Below are 16,226 nucleotides of genomic sequence, written 5' to 3' on the forward strand. Positions count from 1 at the left end.
CCCGGAACCGGTCGGCGCACCGCTGCCCTGAACCTGCTGCGGGCGAGCTGTGGGCGAGGAGCACCCCTGAGGGCGCTGGACAGCGTCACCGAACTCGACCGCTGGCAGCCCACAGATCCCTCAGTACGCGGGTATGTGATGGACGGTCTGTTTCCGTCACAACCTCTGGGCCCCGGAGTCTTGGGACACGTGCGCTCATTGCTGGAAAAGGCCAAGGCGCGCATGGTGATCGTGCTGCCCGATGACGCGGCTCTTCTGCGCAGACTCGAACAGGATCTGCATGTCAGCCCCACCATGTGCATACCGCCGCCGCCGACGATGGTGTTCGATAGCCGGTTCGCGGCGACAGTTCCGGATGAGCTCGAACAGAGTCGACTGTTGGGGTCTCTGGAGGGGCGACATCAGTTGTGCGACTTGCTGGTTCCGGAGCTGGTGCCGGCAGAGGTGGTGGAGCTGGTGACGGCCATCGTGTCGGCGGACGGGGATCCGGAGGTACTGGGCGATGTCGAGGCTCGGCTGAGCTACCGAGCCGAACAGGACGTCACCTATCTGTTGGATGAGTTGCGGGGGGATGCGGACGCACTTGCCTTTTTGCTGGCCACCTGCGTCTACGAGGGGTTGGACCACCGGCTTGTGAGAGAGGAAGCCGATCGGCTGCTGGCGCTGTCGGCGGGGCGTCTGACGGCGGTGCTGTCCTTGACGGATGCCTCCGGCGCGGAGAAGGCGGAGCGACCCAACCCCGACTTCGTCTTCCGGCGGTCGTTGGCAGATCTGTTGCAAGCCGTCCGCGCAGTCCGCCGGGAACCTGAGATTCGCACGGAGGGAGCCTACGCGCAGACCACGGAAGCGATCGTGTTCGTCCGGCACCAGCAAGGCGAAGCGGTGCTCAGGCATGTATGGCGCGAGTACGGACAACTGTCAGAACTCCTAGTGGAGTGGCTCCGGGAAGTGGATCACTCCACCGAACTGACCCGTCCCGTAGGCCAGATCATGGGCAGGGCAGCGACCTGGGGTGGTGGTCGGCGCGCCTTGCGCCACATACGGGCGCTTGCCGAGTCCGAGCGCATGACCAGTCGTCTCATCGCAGCGAGCGCGCTCGGCATAGCGGCCGAAGACCCTGTGCTGGTGGCGGAAGTGCGCTATCGCCTTCAACGATGGAGCCGGACGTCCGACCCCCGCCTCAGGACAACGGTGGCATATGCGTGCGGCGCGGAGTTCGGGCGAGCTCGTCCAGACCTGGCTCTACAGCTTCTTCACACTCTTCAGCTCGGTGTGAGCGGCGGCGGGGGTAATGACCAACAGGGGAGCTACCAAGTTCTGCTTGCTGTGCGGGTGGCGATGCTGAGCTTGTTTCAAGACGGCAACGAAGTCACGGTGTTCAGACGGCTCTCGGAGTGGCTCGGAGAGGAGTCAGGCGATGGCGAGCAGACGCTTTCGCTGTTCAGTCAATTACTGCAGTCCCCCCAATGGTTCATTAGTGAACTCGCTGATGAGACGCCGGAATCAGAGCTGATCATCCAAGTCATAGGGCGTGCGTTGAATGTGGAGCCTTCGTTTGAAGTGACCTGTTCTGCCCTGCTCCGTTGGGCTGAGTGGGGACGATGGGACAGGACGGTGTATCGGGCGGTGGAAAATCTCTTCGCCCTCTTGGTCCGATCCATGCGATCCGGAGAATTCCGGTTGTTCGTGGAGATGGACGAGGCCGGCGAGGTCGGTTGGGCAGGGCTGGAGGCGGCACGAGCTGCTCTCACCAGCTGGCGGGACTGCAAACGGAGCGAAGCGGCATGAGCGACGAGTCCACCGAGCGTATCTATGCTCGGACCGTGAGGTCACCCTGGCGTGAGATCGTCAGTCACCGTTGGTCAGCGACGAACGACTGGGCGCTGGTGCTCAGGGACCCGGCTGGGGAGTATTACCTTCTGGGGCATCGTGGAGATCCGGAGGACACCCGGCCTCACCTGCCCGTCTCAGACGATGCTCCGGCTCCCAGACTGGGCGGAAAGTTCACCGAAGTGTTCCGGGTGGATACGGCAGAGCATGTGGACACGCAGGCGGTGGGCCTTCCCACGGTGTACGGGAGGGAATCCGTGGATCTGTGGGTCTCGTGGTGGGTCCACGATCCTGTCCGCGTCGTGTGTACACGGACCATATACGGATGGCAGGTGGTTCGAGCTCGCCTCACCAGCGCCCTCCACTACTTGGCCAAAGCTCAGACGGCCGCCGGCAATGGGTTGGGTGCTCCAGAGATCATGCAGCATCTCGGAGTGCCGCAGCGCCTGGATGAGGGGCTGAGCTTTCGGGTGTTCGACGTCCGACTCAGGGGCACGGGCGAGGAGCTGCTCCTTGGTCAGGATCAGGGTGAGGGGGTCACATATTCTTGGACGAACAGCGGCCGCGGCGAGTACGAGTTCTGTCTGCAGGCACTTCATGCCGGGCCGGTGTCGCTGGCGGCGTTGTGGCTGCTGAGGCACCCCGACCAAGTGCCGCAGGTCCTGGACTGGGCGGTTGATCATCAGGCCCTGCTGAGTCCTCCGCGTACTGACTGGCAGGAGGAATTGGCGGCGCTGCTGGGAACGCTGACAGATCAGGAACGCAAGGAGATTTCCTATCTCTTGCGCGATCGGATATCCGCGCTCGGTCGCCCGGTTCCCGGGACGCCTGCGTAGGTCAATACGTACGAATCAATGGGTGAGCGTGTCGCCTCGGGGCGCCACGCTCACCCATTTTTGTGTGCTCCACCAGCCTCTCTTCCTCAGGTGATCAGCGTCACGCATTTTCTGGTCCGGGGGAACGGACGCATCGACAAGTGTGCGGAACTATCGTTCTGTCCGAGAGGTGAACACCCTCGCTGTTCGAGGGTGTTCAGATCATGAAGGCAGAGGGGTATGGGCAAAGATGAGAGCCGTGATGTGGACAATGTCATTGCATTTCGCCGATCGCAACGGGAGGAAGATGCGAAACCTGTGGGTCGAGAGGGGGGCCTTAAGGCGGATCCTCTTCCTGTGATGGTCTTGACTGCCGAACATGGAGTCATCAATACGGGTGTCGTTCACGGCGGTCAGCATGTCACCTCCATTGAGTTTTCCCCAGGGTCCGGCGGGGGTAGCCACGATGAAGTCTGAGACGCCTGCGCCAACTGACCTCGACGCGCTCGTTGCCGCCTTAGCCGGCAGGGAGATGGTGGTCGTGGCTCCGCACGGCACGGTCAATACCGGTCTCGTGGCCGGCGATCAGCGGCAGGTTGTGTGCACCCCGACCGGTCGCGACCGGCCCGCGGGGCCGCTGCGACAGGGCCCTGTGCGGGCGGAGTACCTCAAGGCGGCCAGACGGTGCTTTGTGCCGCCGCCCTCCTTCGCAGACGGACTCGCGATACTCGACTCTGGTGTCGCGGTGCTCGTCGGAGAGCGGGGAACAGGGCGTGAGTCGCACGCTCTCAATCTCTTGGCTCACGGTAGTGATAACCCTGTACTGGTCCAGGTCGACGGGGCTGTCAATATTTCCCGATGGGCGCCACGAACCCAGGGGGTGCAGGGCTACCTGATGATGGAGCCCCGTGATCCGTTCGCGCTCAGGGCGTGGGACCTGTCCCGCTTGGAGGAGCCCCTAGCCAAGGCGGGGGCGCGTCTGGTGATCGTGCTGGCCGACGCTCCAGGGCTGGTAGGCACTCTGGGAGACCGTCTGGGGATGTCGATCGTGCGCCACCTTCCACCCGCGCCGCGCATGGTCTTCACAGCGCATCTCGCGAACGGTTGTTCGGGAGAGGAGAAGCTCTCCCAGTGCTTGGGTGCCCTTGAAGCCGGCCTGCTCGATGAACTGCTGCCCGACGGCCTGCCGCCTCGCCACGCGGCACGGGCGGCAGCAGCCGTCCTGCGGCGGGGCATCGCGGGCAGGCCCGTCGGATCCCAGGTCCTGGGCGAGCTTGCCCGATCAGAGGGCCACGAAGTTGTCTACCGGGCTCAGTCGGATCCCATACTCCTCGCCCATCTCCTTTCCGTCTGTGTTTACGGAGGGTTGCCCCGCTCCGTGGTGACGGAAGGGGCGGAGGCTCTGCTGCGACTTGCACGGCCCTTGGGGAAGGACATGCCTGTCGCGCTGAGTCCCCGGGTCCCTTCCACCCGCGACGTCCGCAAGCGTCCCCTGCTCGACACCCTGCGGAGGATCGGCGCGCACTGTGTGCCCTGCGTGAGGGATGACGAGGCCATGGACACCGTGTCGTTCTTGTGGCCGTCCATGGGAGAGGCGGTGTGGGAGGCGGTGTGCCGAGATCACGCTGACGTCTTGCCGCTGCTGCATTCCTGGCTGGCGGTTCCCGATCAGGAAACGGAGCAGATCGAGCGGGCCGGCCGAGCGGTTGCCGCCATCGCGATGGCGACAGGAGGACGGTCAATGGAGCTCCTGCCCAGACTGGCATCGGCCCCGTCGCTTCTGGCTCCTCAGGTGGCTGCCTGGTGCCTGGCAACGGTGGCAGACGGCACCCCGGCTGCACGGACAGGAGCTGACCTGCTCGAACAGTGGAGCGTTTCGACCCAGGCGCCCCTGCGACATGCGGTGGCGTACGCCTGCCACGTCACCCGCGGCGGACTGACGGAAGAACGCGCCCTGTTGTTGCTGCAACGGCTTGTGGAGACGCTGAGTGATGACGTGGACGATCTGTCTATCGCCATGATCGAGGCCGCACTGGTACAGCGTTTTACGCTGGGCGATTCCAGAGCCAGGGCAATCGTCCTGGATCGGATGCGCGACTGGGCAGAGTCCGACGGCGTCCTAGGGCTGCTGGCGGCCATTGCCTTTCCCAGCATGGCAGGCACAGACCTGAGGTGGTGGAGTGAAGGAATCCTCGCCGATGTCGAATTGACGTCGTGCGCGGTGCAGCTCGCCGGGCACGCCCTGAACGAGTCGTTCACATTCCCGCCGATGCGTGATGCCCTCCTCGCGTGGTGTGACGCGGTGACCGGAGCGGACCACAACACCCGGGCATTGCGCCGGGTCTTCGATGGACTGGTGGATGCCCGGCAGCCCGGGACCCTGCGATTGCTCCTGGCCATTGATCGGGAGCCGGACGCTGTGCCTGGCAAGGAACTGGCAGCGGGTGCTCTTGCCGATTGGCGTAGCCAAACCACCCCGACCTCAAACTCTGAATGATCAGGAGGACCCATGTCCCTTCCCCCTCATCCCGGCATCTTCACCGTCGTTGAGCGTCAGTGCGCAGACAGTGATCCGACTCCACCCTTACGATTCTTCGACAAGTCGGACCTAGGAGTAGAAGGTGTGCCGCTGCCCCTGACACGGGCCCGTCAATTGTTGTACGACCGCTCCGTGTGTGCCGTGGCACGCGCGCAGCTGTGGCGTCAGATCGCCTCACGTCTCCACGGCGACGCCGATGGTTCTGACTGGCCGACGGCGGTCGTATGGCTCGGTCTCCCCGGACTGCGCCGCACTGCATTCAACATCACCTGGCGGTGTCGAGCGGAACGGGCCGATGTCGAGGCCGAGCTCATCGCCTGCTACCTCGAAGCGCTGGGAGAGCTCGAAGAGGAGGACCAGGATCCGGGGGGCAGCGTCCTGCGTACAGCCTGCTCCCGCGCGTGGAACGTCTCGCGTCAGGTTCGCCTGGTGGTGGCCGTGGACGATGTGGAGAGAGCCGACGGGGCGCCCATCCAAGCCGACCCGCGAGATCACTGGCATGCCGAGTACGATCCCGCACCACACCGCCGCGGCCTGGGGGCGTCGCTGCGCATTACGGTTCCGGCTCACCGAGTGGAGGGGATGCGGCTCGGCGCGTTGGCTCAGGCCTGGGGCGTGGCCGACACGGCCACAGGCGTTGGCTATTCGGGCCGCGGTCGCCAGGTGGCCAGGATCTCACTGCGTCGAGTCCGGGAAGCCGAATGACCACAGATGCAGGGGCAGCCCTGACGTTCCGCGAGATCTTCAACCTTCCGGTCAGCGTTGACCTAGGAACGGCGGCCCGAGCCTTCGGAATGTGTCGGAACACCGCCTACCGACTCGTAGCACAAGGTACTTTCCCCTGCCGCGTGGTTCGGGTCGGTCGGCGTCACCGCGTGCTCACTGTGGAACTTCTGAGCGCGCTGGGCGTTGAGGAACGCCCGGTCTTCGCCGACGAGGTCGCCGACGGAGTGGCACTTACTCTCTTCGGCTGACGTCTGCTCGCGCCCTGTCGAAGGCGCGGCCGTCGACAGGGCCCTTAGTCCCCTCCCCTTTCCTGACCAAGGAGTCAGCCATGCCTACCTGCCTTGCCATATGTGGAAGCACACCTCTCGGTCCGTCCCAGCCGGAGGAACACAGTTGGTCTGCCATGCTCTACGACGACATCGTGGGCCCCACTTGTGAACAACTCGGTTTCACCCTCCTGCGAGCGGATAAACTCGCCGAGGCAGGACTGCCTGCGCAGCAATTGCTGCGCATGCTCTCCGAAGTGGACGTCGTCGTGGTGGATCTCAGCGCATCGGACGCAGAACTGTCCTTCGCCCTCGGAGCGCGACACGCGCTCGGTCGATGTACGGTTCAAGTTGTCGCCGCCGCAGATGAGTTCACAAGTTTTGAAGTGGCGACTCGTGTCCTGCTCCCGTCCCGTTCGGACGACGCGGCAGCTGTGCGGCAGCATTTGACGGACTTATTGGCGGCGGAAATGCCGTCTGGAGAACAGCATTCGGCTTCGACATCGCCCTCACTCGAGCGGCTGGGGCCTCAGCCCACCGGGGGCTCGGTAGCCGGAAGCGACGAGGACCTTCCCGGAGTCTTCGACTTGATCGTCGAAGCCGAGGCGCAGCTGGGAGCCCTCTCCGGTGACATGGCCGACATGGAATCTGCCATGGCGGACCTCGGCGAGATGATGGAACTGATCGCGGAGGACATGGCCCGTGTCAGTCATCCCGGAGCCTCGATGAGTATGAAGATGTCTGTGGTGAGTCGCCTGGCCAAAGCCATTGACGGGCCCACCATGGACTTGGAGATGTCGGCTCAGCGCTTCGCCGAGCGCATGGGGACCAACGTCGGTGCGTTGCGGAGCTTCCTGGAATGGACAGGCAGTGTGCCCCGGTCCGAGTGGCCGGAGGGCGCGGAGGAAGTGCTGGAACAGATGGTAATGGCCGCCTGGGAGGTCCGGGGGTTGCCGGCCTCCTTTCAGGAGGGGGTCGCGTTGATCAACATGCTTGGCGCTGCCAGCCGTCACTTGCGGCGGCCCGCGCGGCGTATAACGACGTCCCTGCAGACCCTCTTTCGTAGTGTGGCCGTCCTGGAAGAACTGCAGGGAATAGCTGCGGCGCTGAAGCAGTCCTGACCGTGTGTTCCGCGTGTGCCGGGTGCTCCTGGGGGGCCCGGCCCGCACGGGACTTCAGCGCATCTGTGCTCCCGGGCCCGCCCGGGACCGTCCGGGCGGGCCGTGAGCGCGGACGCCTGCGGCGTCAGGGGCGTGCGGTGAGGTAGCCGCCCATCGACGTGAAGTACTCGGCGGCGGGCAGCTCCTGGCCGTCCTCGGTCCGTACCCGGGTGATGGCGAGGCCGTGGTTGCGGCCCGTGCGGGCGTCCGCGCCGGCGACGATCACCACGCCGTCGCCCTCGCGGTAGAAGACGCGGCCCGGGGTCCCGCCGTACAGGCCCTCGGACACGACGGCGCCGAGCACCTCAAGGCGCCTGCCCCGGTGGAAGGTGAAGGCGGTCGGGTAGGGCGCGGACTGGGCGCGGACCAGCCGCTCCAGCACCTCGGCGGGCCACTCCCAGTTGATCCGGATGTCCTCCTCGGCCCGCTTGTGGAAGAAGCTGGCGCGCGTGCGGTCCTGCTTGACGAACTCCGTCTGCCCGGAGGCGATCAGGTCGAGGGCGCCGATGGTGACCGGGGCGATCAGGTCGACCGTCTTGTGGAACAGGTCGGTCGCGGTGTCCCGCGGGCCGACCGCGACCGCCTCCTGGCGCACGATGTCGCCGGCGTCGAGCACCTCGTCCATCATGTGCGCCGTGACGCCCACTTCGGACTCGCCGTTGATGACGGCCCAGATCAGCGGCGAGAAGCCGGCGTACTTGGGCAGCAGCGAATCGTGCACGTTGAGGGTGCCGTGCCGGGGCAGCGTGTAGATGCGCGGCGGTATCCAGGTGCGCCAGTTGTTGGCGACGATGATGTCCGGGTCGGCGTCCTTGAGTCGCTGGAACAGCTCCTCGTCGTCGGGCCGGTTGCGGATGACCACCGGAACGCCGTGCTCCTCGGCGAGTTCGGCGACCGAGTCGCTCCAGATCTTCTCGTAGGCGTGCTCGCTCTTGGGGTGCGTCACGACCATCACGACGTCGTGCTCGGAGTCCAGGAGCGCCTTCAGGGTGCGATGGCCCCAGGTCTGATAGCCGAACATGACGACCCGCATCGGGTTCCTCCTCGAAGAGCGAAACAATCAGAGGTAAGTAAAGCAAGCCTTACCTAACAACGCAACGAGTCCGATTCCGGGGCCGATTGACCCAGGCCTGGGCAATATGACCCTTATGTCTGGTCGACAGTGCGGCCCGAATCAGGTTAGCCTCACCTAAGTTCCACTCGCTTCCGGTCCTCGGTGCGCGCCGGGACTCACCCTTTCCCCCACCCCCGACACGACGCCCCACGGGCGGCTGTCCCGCACGAATGGGAGTGACATGTCACAGGCTCTTCCTGGCGACGCTCCAGTGATCCACGATCTGATCGGCATCGGCTTCGGGCCGTCGAACGTGGCCATGGCGATCGCGCTGAGCGAGCACAACGCGCGCGTCGGAAGGCAGGAGGCGGTCACCGCCCACTTCTTCGAGCAGCAGCCGGCCTTCGGGTGGCACCGCGGCATGCTCATCGACGACGCGACCATGCAAGTGTCGTTCATGAAGGACCTGGTGACGCTGCGGAACCCCACCAGCGAGTACAGCTTCCTCTGCTACCTGCAGAGCAAGGGACGCCTGATCGACTTCGTCAACCACAAGAACCTCTTCCCGCTCCGGGTCGAGTTCCACGACTACTTCGAGTGGGCCGCGGCGAAGGTCGACGACATGGTCTCCTACGGCCACCAGGTCGTCTCCGTCGAACCCGTGCTGCGCGACGGCGTGGTGGAGTACGTCGACGTGACGGCGCGCTCCGGCGACGAGGTCGTCGTGCACCGTGCCCGCAACCTCATCGTCGGCACCGGGCTCCGCCCCGTCATGCCCGAGGGTGTCGAGCGCACCGACCGCGTCTGGCACAACTCCGACCTCCTCAAGAAGGTCGACGCCCTGGAGGGCACCGAGCCCCGGCGCTTCGTCGTCGTCGGCGCCGGCCAGAGCGCCGCGGAGAACGTCGCCTACCTGCACCGCCGCTTCCCCACGGCCGAGGTCTGCGCCGTCTTCTCGCGCTACGGCTACAGCCCCGCCGACGACAGCAGCTTCGCCAACCGCATCTTCGACCCGCAGGCGGTCGACGAGTACTTCACGGCGCCCGACGACGTCAAGCGCCGCCTGATGGACTATCACGGCAACACCAACTACTCCGTGGTGGACATCGACCTCATCGACGACCTGTACCGCCAGGCGTACCAGGAGAAGGTGCTCGGCGAGGAGCGGCTGCGCTTCCTCAACGTCTCGCGCCTCACCGGCGTCGAGGAGTCCGCCGACGGCGTGCGCGCCACCGTCACCTCCCTGGTCACCGGCGAGGAGAGCGTGGTCGACGCGGACGTCGTCGTCTGCGCCACCGGATACCTCCAGGCCGACGGGCTCGGACTGCTCGGCGACGTCGCGGGCCTGTGCCACCGCGACGAGCAGGGGCGCGTCCGCGTGGAGCGCGACTACCGCGTGGCGAGCGGCCCCGAACTGCGCTGCGGCATCTACCTCCAGGGCGGCACCGAGCACACCCACGGCATCACCTCCTCGCTGCTGTCCAACACCGCGATACGCGTCGGCGAGATCCTCGACTCGATCCTCGGCCGTGACCTCAAGGGCGTGGCCGACGCGCCGTGGTCCGTGGCCGAGGAGGCCGGCGGCGCCGTGGGCCAGCCGGCCCGCTAGCCGTTTCCCCCTTCGATGCCGTGCCTGCCGGGCGTTCGCACCGGCCAGGCACGGCAGCGGCGCGTCCGCGGTCCGTGTGAGGACGTGCGGGACCTCGTGCCGGATCCGTGTGAGAAAGGAAGGCCTGTGCTCCCTGGTACGCGCCGCCCGGTCGGCGACCCGCCGTCCGGCGGCGGCCGGATGCCCCGACTGCCCGCCGTACGGGCCCGGGTAGCCTCGGTCGTCATGGGCACGACTACGGTGGAACGTCCGGCGCGGTCCCGGATCAGCGGGGCACGACAACGGAGGATCGGGGGACTCGCGGCCGTCGTCGCTGTCCTCGTGGTCGCCTCGGTGGTCTCCATCGCCGTGGGCGCGCGGGCGTTGACGCCGGCCGAGGTGTGGCACGGCCTGTTCGCCGGGGGCGACCACGGCCAGCAGGCGACGGACATCCGGCTCATCGTGCAGACCGTGCGGGTGCCCCGGACGGTGCTCGCGATCGTCGCGGGCATCGCGCTGGGCGTCGGCGGAGCGCTGATCCAGGGATTCACCCGCAACCCCATCGCCGACACCGGCCTGCTGGGCGTCAACACCGGTGCCTCGTTCGCCGTCGTGACGGCGATATCCGTCTTCGGGCTCAGCGACCCGTTCCAGTACCTGTGGTTCGCCTTCCTCGGCGCCGCGCTCGCCGGCGGCGTCGTGTTCGGCCTCTCCAGCATCGGCCGGGGCGCCGGAAACCCGCTCACGCTCGCCCTGGCCGGGCAGGGCGTCGCGGTGTTCCTCGCGGCGATGACGACGGCCGTCGCCCTCTCGGACAAGGCGGCCCTCAACGCCCTGCGGTTCTGGAACGCCGGCTCGGTGGCGGGCGTGCCGTTCCGCGTCATCTGGCCGATGACCGCCTTCATCGTGGTCGGACTCGTCCTGGCCCTGGCCGTACTGCCCTCCGTCAACCTCCTCAATCTGGGGGACGACGTGGCACGCGGGCTCGGCGTGAACATCACGCTGATCCGGACCGCGGGCATCGTCGCCATCACCCTGCTCGCGGGCGCGGCGACCGCGGCCTGCGGCCCCATCGCCTTCCTCGGACTGATGGTGGCGCACGTGGCCCGGTACCTGGCGGGCCCCGACTACCGCTGGCTGGTGCCGTACGCGGGCCTGCTCGGCGCGGTCGTCCTTCTCATCTGCGACATCGTGGGACGCGTCGTGGTGCGGCCGGGGGAGCTGGACGCGGGTGTCCTCGTCGCCCTCCTCGGCGCCCCGTTCTTCGCGGTCCTCGTGTGGCGGGGAAAGTTCAAGAGCGCATGAACACGACGGTGGTGAAGCCGGCGGTCGCGCCGGGTGTGCGGTTCGGCCGGATGTCGTTCGTATGGCGGCCCCGGGTCGTGCTGGTGACGCTGCTCCTGGCGGCTGCGGTCTTCTTCCTGTTCTGTCTCTCCCTCACGCTCGGGGACTTCCCGCTCCCCCTGCCCAAGGTGATCGCCTCGCTCTTCGGCGGCGGCGAACAGGTCGACCACTTCGTCATCATGGAGCTGCGGATGCCGCGGGCCCTGGCCGGGCTCGTCGTCGGCACCGCCCTCGGGGTCTCCGGGGCGCTCACCCAGTCCATCGCCCGCAATCCGCTGGCCAGTCCGGACATCCTCGGGATCACCGGCGGTGCCGGCACGGTCGCGGTGTTCCTCGTGACGGTGTCGGGCGGTGCCGCCACCGCGGTCACCGGCTCCGTCGGCCTGTCCGGCGCGGCGCTCCTCGGCGGCCTCGCCACGGGACTGCTCGTCTACTTCCTGGCCTGGCGGCGCGGGGTCGACGGGTTCCGGCTCATCCTCATCGGCATCTCGGTGAGCGCCGTGACGCAGGCGCTCACGACCTGGCTGCTCGTCACCGCCGACATCAAGGACGTGGCACGGGCCCAGGCGTGGCTGGTCGGTTCGCTGGACAACCGGTCGTGGAGCGAGGTGGGGGTGGCGCTCTGGGGCACCCTCGCCGTCGTCGCCGTCGTGGCGTGCGCGGCCTTCCAGTTCAAGCCGCTGCACTTCGGCGACGACGTGGCCGCGGGCCTCGGCGTGCGGCACGCGCTGGTACGCGCGGTCCTGCTGCTGTGCGCGGTGCTGCTCGCCGGATTCGCCGTGAGCGCCGCGGGACCCGTCCCGTTCGTCGCCCTGGTGGCGCCGCAGGTGGCGATGCGCCTGACGAGGCATCCGACGCCGCCGCTGATCGCGTCCGCCACGGTGGGCGCGCTCCTGCTGCTCGGCTCGGACCTCGTCGCCCGTACGGCACTGCCCGTCACGCTGCCGGTCGGCGTGGTCACCGCGGCGATCGGCGGCCCCTTCCTCATCTACCTCCTGGTGCGGGCCAATCGCCGCTAGATGGTAGAAAGGTTAGGCAAGCCTAATCGAGGGGGAGCCATGGCCGTTGAGTACATCACCGCGACCGAGCCCGGGGTCGCCGGCGTTCCGCGCCTCGCGGCCAGGGGCGTCACGGTCGGGTACGGGGACCGGACCGTCATCGACGCCCTCGACGTGACGATCCCGCCCGGCGTGCTGACCACCATCATCGGCCCCAACGGGTGCGGGAAATCAACCCTGTTGAGGACCCTGACCCGGTTGCTCAGGCCCACCTCGGGATCGGTCGTCCTCGACGGCGAGGACATCGCCCGGCTGAAGACCCGGGACGTGGCCAGGAAGCTCGGTCTGCTGCCGCAGTCGCCGGTCGCGCCGGAGGGGCTCACCGTGGCGGACCTCGTGGCCAGGGGCCGTCATCCGCACCAGAGCTGGCTGCGCCAGTGGTCGTCGGACGACGCGTCCGTCGTGGAGCGCGCGCTCACCCTGACCGGGATCTCCGACCTGGCCGACCGGCCCGTCGACTCGCTCTCCGGAGGGCAGCGCCAGCGCGCCTGGATCTCGATGACCCTCGCCCAGGGCACCGATCTCCTGCTGCTCGACGAGCCCACCACCTATCTGGACCTGGCGCACGCCATCGACGTACTCGACCTGGTCGACGACCTGCACGAGTCGGGCCGCACGGTGGTCATGGTGCTGCACGACCTGAACCTGGCGACGCGCTACAGCGACAACCTCATCGTGATGAAGGCGGGTTCGGTCCTCGCGCAGGGCCACCCGCGCGACGTGGTGACCCCCGAACTGCTCCACGAGGCGTTCGGCCTGCGGGCCCGGGTGGTCGACGATCCGGTGGGGGAGCGGCCGCTCATCGTGCCGATCGGCCGTACCCACGTACCGGGTCTCGACGGCTGACGCACCGCTCCCAAACTTAGGCTAGGCTAACCTTACTTACGCACGTAATGGTGTGCCTGCCCTGATGCGGGGCCGCGGCGGACCGCAAGAAAGCAAGGGATCCCGGATGCTCCTCGACCGAACGACACGTATGAAGCCCCGGCGGCGCATGGCGGCGACCGCGGCCGCCGCGGCGCTCGGCGTCGGGCTCCTGGCCGGGTGCGGTTCCGACACGTCGGACCAGGGCAAGAGCGACGGCGCCAACACCCCTGCCGCATCGGGTGCCTTCCCGGTCACCGTTGAGCACGCGTTCGGATCCACGAAGATAGACAAGGCCCCCAAGCGGGTCGTGACCGTCGGCTACACCGACGACCAGGAAGTCCTCGCGTTCGGCATCAAGCCGGTCGGCATGGTCGACCAGTACCCCAACCCGTCCGGCCAGAGCCCCGACATCAACACGCAGTGGCCCTGGGTGAAGGACAAGTGGGGCGGCGCGAAGCCCGAGGTCATCATGAACAACGGTGACGCAGGGCCCAACTTCGAGAAGATCGCGGCCCTGCGCCCCGACCTGATCGTCGCGGTCTACTCCGAGATCGACAAGGCCGCCTACGACAAGCTCTCCCAGATCGCCCCGACGGTCGGCCGCACCAAGGCCGAGAAGGAGCCCTTCAGCGCCCCCTGGCAGGACAACGCCCTCCAGATCGCGAAGGCGCTCGGCAAGGCCGACGAGGGCAAGCAGATGGTCCAGGGCATCCAGGACAAGCTCGCCGGCGTGAAGAAGGCGCACCCGGAGTTCGCCAACCAGACCGCCGTCGCGCTCTCCTGGTACAAGAACTCGGTGACCCCGTTCACCACCAAGGACGTCCGCGGCCAGCTCCTGGCCGGCATGGGCTTCAAGGGCCGGACCGAGATCGACAAGATCGCCGGCTCCGACTTCTCCACGCAGCTCTCCCCGGAGCGCATGGACCTCGTGGACGTCGACCGGGTCTTCGCCATCAACGACAAGGCCGACACCGAGGCACTGAAGAAGGACAAGCTCTTCTCCAACCTGAAGGTCGCCAAGGCCGGCAAGGTGTCCTACCTCCTCGACAGCGAGGGCCCGGCGGCCGGCGCGGCGATGTCGCAGGCCACGCTGCTCTCCCTGCCGTACGCGATCGACCAGCTCGTCAAGTCGGTCGGCTAGTAGTGAGCGCCACCGAAACGCGCGTCACCCCGGCCACCACCCTGCGCACCACCGGCGGCCGTGAGGCGGCCCGTTGGGTGGTGGCGAACTGCCGCGCCGTGCCGTGGCTGACGGCGGCCACCGTGTTCAGCACGGTGGCCGGGGCGGCGCTGCAGATGCTTCCGGTGCTGCTGCTCGGCCGGGTGGTCGACGCGGTGGTCTCGGGCGAACCGCGCTCGGCCCTGTTCACGACCGGGGTGGTGATGGTGGCCGCCGCGCTCCTCGGCGCGGCGGCCACCGCCATGTCGACGTACCTGATCGGGCGGCTCGGCGCCGACCTGCTGGCCCAGCTGCGCGAAGGCGCCGTCCGGGCCGTCCTCGGGATGCCCATCTCCCGGGTCGAGCAAGTCGGCCGGGGCGATGTGCTGTCCCGGGTCGGCGACGACGTGGCCGTCCTGTCCAAGGGCATCCGCTCGGCCATCCCCACGGTGTTCTCCGCGGGCGTCCTGGTCGCCGTCGCCACCATCGGCATGTTCGGCCTCGACTGGCGGCTCGGTATCGCGGGCGCCTGCGCGCTGCCCGCCTACGCGCTCGCCCTGCGCTGGTACCTGCCGCGCTCCGCCCCCCTCTACCGCAAGCAGCGGCTCGCCCAGGCCGACCGCGCGCAGGCGCTGATCAGCGGTCTGAACGGCATCGACACGGTGCGGGCGTACCGCCTGGAGGGCGAGTTCCGGGAGAAGGTGGCCGACGACTCGCGGCGGGTGCGGGACTACGGGATCGAGGTGTTCCGCTTCTTCGGCCGGTTCGTCGGCCGGGAGAACCGCGCCGAGTTCATCGGCCTGGTGCTGATCCTCGTGGTCGGCTACGTCCTCCTGGAGACCGGTTCCGCGAGCCTCGGCGACGTATCGGCGGCCCCGCTGGTCTTCCACCGTCTGTTCACACCGCTCGGCGCGATCATGTTCACCTTCGACGAGGCGCAGAAGTCGGGCGCGAGCCTGACCCGGCTCGTCGGGGTGCTGACCGAACCGGCGGCGGAGCGGCTCGTGGGCGACGCGAACGCGGCGCCGCGGGACGGCACTTCGTACCCGGTGACGGTGGAGGGCCTGACCTTCACCTATCCCGGGGCCGACGAACCGGTGCTGCGGGACGTCGCCCTGACGATCCCCGCGGGCGGATCGCTGGCCCTCGTGGGCGCGACCGGCGCCGGCAAGACGACCCTCGCCGCGCTCATCGCGGGCATCGAGACCCCCGGGTCCGGCGCGGTACGGATCGGGCCGGCCGATCTGGCCGAGCTCGACGAGGTCGGGGCGCGGGCGCTGGTGAGCGTCCTGACCCAGGAGACCCATGTGTTCTCCGGCCCGCTCGCCGACGACCTCAGGCTGGCCGCACCGGCGGCGAGCGACGCCGAACTCATGGACGCGCTGCGGACGGTGGGCGCCGACGGCTGGGTCGAGGCGCTGCCCGAGGGGCTGTACACCGCTGTCGGCGAGGGCGGTGAGCGGCTGGACGGCATGAAGGTCGCCCATGTCGCCCTGGCCCGGCTCGTGCTCGGCCGGGCGCCGGTGGTGGTGCTCGACGAGTCGACCGCGGAGGCCGGCAGCGAGGGCGCCGCCGAGCTGGAGCGCGCCGTCCGGGCCGCCTGCGCGGGCCGCACCACGCTGTTCGTGGCCCACCGGCTCACCCAGGCCATGGCCGCCGACCGGATCGCCGTGCTCGACGCGGGGCGCGTCGCGGAGCAGGGCACGCACGAGGAGTTGGTGGCCCTGGGCGGCCGCTACGCCCGTCTCTGGAGGGCCTGGAGAGAGGGTAGTTAGGTAACCCTAATTTAGGTTAGGGTTACCTTCGTGCCTTGGAAGGGT

General features: G+C 67.9%; 13 protein-coding genes. 12 read left to right on the forward strand and 1 reads right to left on the reverse strand.

The annotated features are described in order from the left end of the window. Positions 1 to 189 precede the first annotated feature (189 nt). From OOJ98_RS23590 to OOJ98_RS23615, 6 genes are all read left to right on the forward strand, one after another. Positions 190 to 1,788 (forward strand): hypothetical protein, encoded by a 1,599-nt coding sequence (locus tag OOJ98_RS23590; protein ID WP_267056930.1) that lies wholly within the window; start codon positions 190 to 192, stop codon positions 1,786 to 1,788. Continuing rightward, a complete protein-coding gene (locus OOJ98_RS23595) occupies positions 1,785 to 2,666 on the forward strand; it encodes a hypothetical protein (RefSeq protein ID WP_267056931.1) in 882 nt (293 codons plus the stop codon). The genes OOJ98_RS23590 and OOJ98_RS23595 overlap by 4 nt, the downstream gene beginning before the upstream one ends. Before the next feature lie 445 nt (positions 2,667 to 3,111). Then, positions 3,112 to 5,142, forward strand: coding sequence for a hypothetical protein (locus OOJ98_RS23600; protein ID WP_267056932.1), 2,031 nt, complete (start codon positions 3,112 to 3,114; stop codon positions 5,140 to 5,142). A gap of 126 nt (positions 5,143 to 5,268) precedes the next feature. Continuing rightward, a complete protein-coding gene (locus OOJ98_RS23605) occupies positions 5,269 to 5,889 on the forward strand; it encodes a hypothetical protein (RefSeq protein ID WP_267056933.1) in 621 nt (206 codons plus the stop codon). Continuing rightward, positions 5,886 to 6,158 (forward strand): helix-turn-helix domain-containing protein, encoded by a 273-nt coding sequence (locus OOJ98_RS23610; RefSeq protein ID WP_267056934.1) that lies wholly within the window; start codon positions 5,886 to 5,888, stop codon positions 6,156 to 6,158. Before OOJ98_RS23605 ends, OOJ98_RS23610 begins: the two co-directional genes overlap by 4 nt. 155 nt (positions 6,159 to 6,313) lie before the next feature. Then, the gene (locus OOJ98_RS23615) at positions 6,314 to 7,297 is read left to right on the forward strand and encodes a hypothetical protein (RefSeq protein WP_267056935.1); all 984 of its coding nucleotides are present in this window, start codon (positions 6,314 to 6,316) and stop codon (positions 7,295 to 7,297) included. A gap of 124 nt (positions 7,298 to 7,421) precedes the next feature. On the opposite strand, the gene OOJ98_RS23620 is transcribed toward OOJ98_RS23615, so the two are convergent. Then, the gene (locus OOJ98_RS23620; RefSeq protein ID WP_267056936.1) at positions 7,422 to 8,369 is read right to left on the reverse strand and encodes a methionyl-tRNA formyltransferase; all 948 of its coding nucleotides are present in this window, start codon (positions 8,367 to 8,369) and stop codon (positions 7,422 to 7,424) included. 262 nt (positions 8,370 to 8,631) lie between these two features. Between OOJ98_RS23620 and OOJ98_RS23625 the strand changes: the two genes are divergently transcribed. From OOJ98_RS23625 to OOJ98_RS23650, 6 genes are all read left to right on the forward strand, one after another. Further along, a complete protein-coding gene (locus OOJ98_RS23625) occupies positions 8,632 to 9,999 on the forward strand; it encodes a lysine N(6)-hydroxylase/L-ornithine N(5)-oxygenase family protein (RefSeq protein WP_267056937.1) in 1,368 nt (455 codons plus the stop codon). Between the two features lie 225 nt (positions 10,000 to 10,224). Continuing rightward, positions 10,225 to 11,283, forward strand: a complete 1,059-nt coding sequence (locus tag OOJ98_RS23630) for an iron ABC transporter permease (RefSeq protein WP_267056938.1) — start codon at positions 10,225 to 10,227, stop codon at positions 11,281 to 11,283. Beyond that, positions 11,280 to 12,341, forward strand: coding sequence for an iron chelate uptake ABC transporter family permease subunit (locus OOJ98_RS23635; RefSeq protein ID WP_267056939.1), 1,062 nt, complete (start codon positions 11,280 to 11,282; stop codon positions 12,339 to 12,341). Before OOJ98_RS23630 ends, OOJ98_RS23635 begins: the two co-directional genes overlap by 4 nt. 39 nt (positions 12,342 to 12,380) lie before the next feature. Further along, positions 12,381 to 13,226, forward strand: a complete 846-nt coding sequence (locus tag OOJ98_RS23640; protein WP_267056940.1) for an ABC transporter ATP-binding protein — start codon at positions 12,381 to 12,383, stop codon at positions 13,224 to 13,226. A gap of 106 nt (positions 13,227 to 13,332) precedes the next feature. Continuing rightward, a complete protein-coding gene (locus OOJ98_RS23645; protein WP_267056941.1) occupies positions 13,333 to 14,388 on the forward strand; it encodes an iron-siderophore ABC transporter substrate-binding protein in 1,056 nt (351 codons plus the stop codon). Positions 14,389 to 14,390: 2 nt separating this feature from the next. Further along, complete coding sequence (locus OOJ98_RS23650; protein ID WP_267056942.1) at positions 14,391 to 16,181, forward strand: ABC transporter ATP-binding protein; 1,791 nt, start codon at positions 14,391 to 14,393, stop codon at positions 16,179 to 16,181. Positions 16,182 to 16,226: the final 45 nt, after the last annotated feature.

Origin of the sequence: Streptomyces sp. NBC_00083, from assembly GCF_026343295.1 — a bacterium.
Taxonomy (GTDB): Bacteria; Actinomycetota; Actinomycetes; order Streptomycetales; family Streptomycetaceae; genus Streptomyces.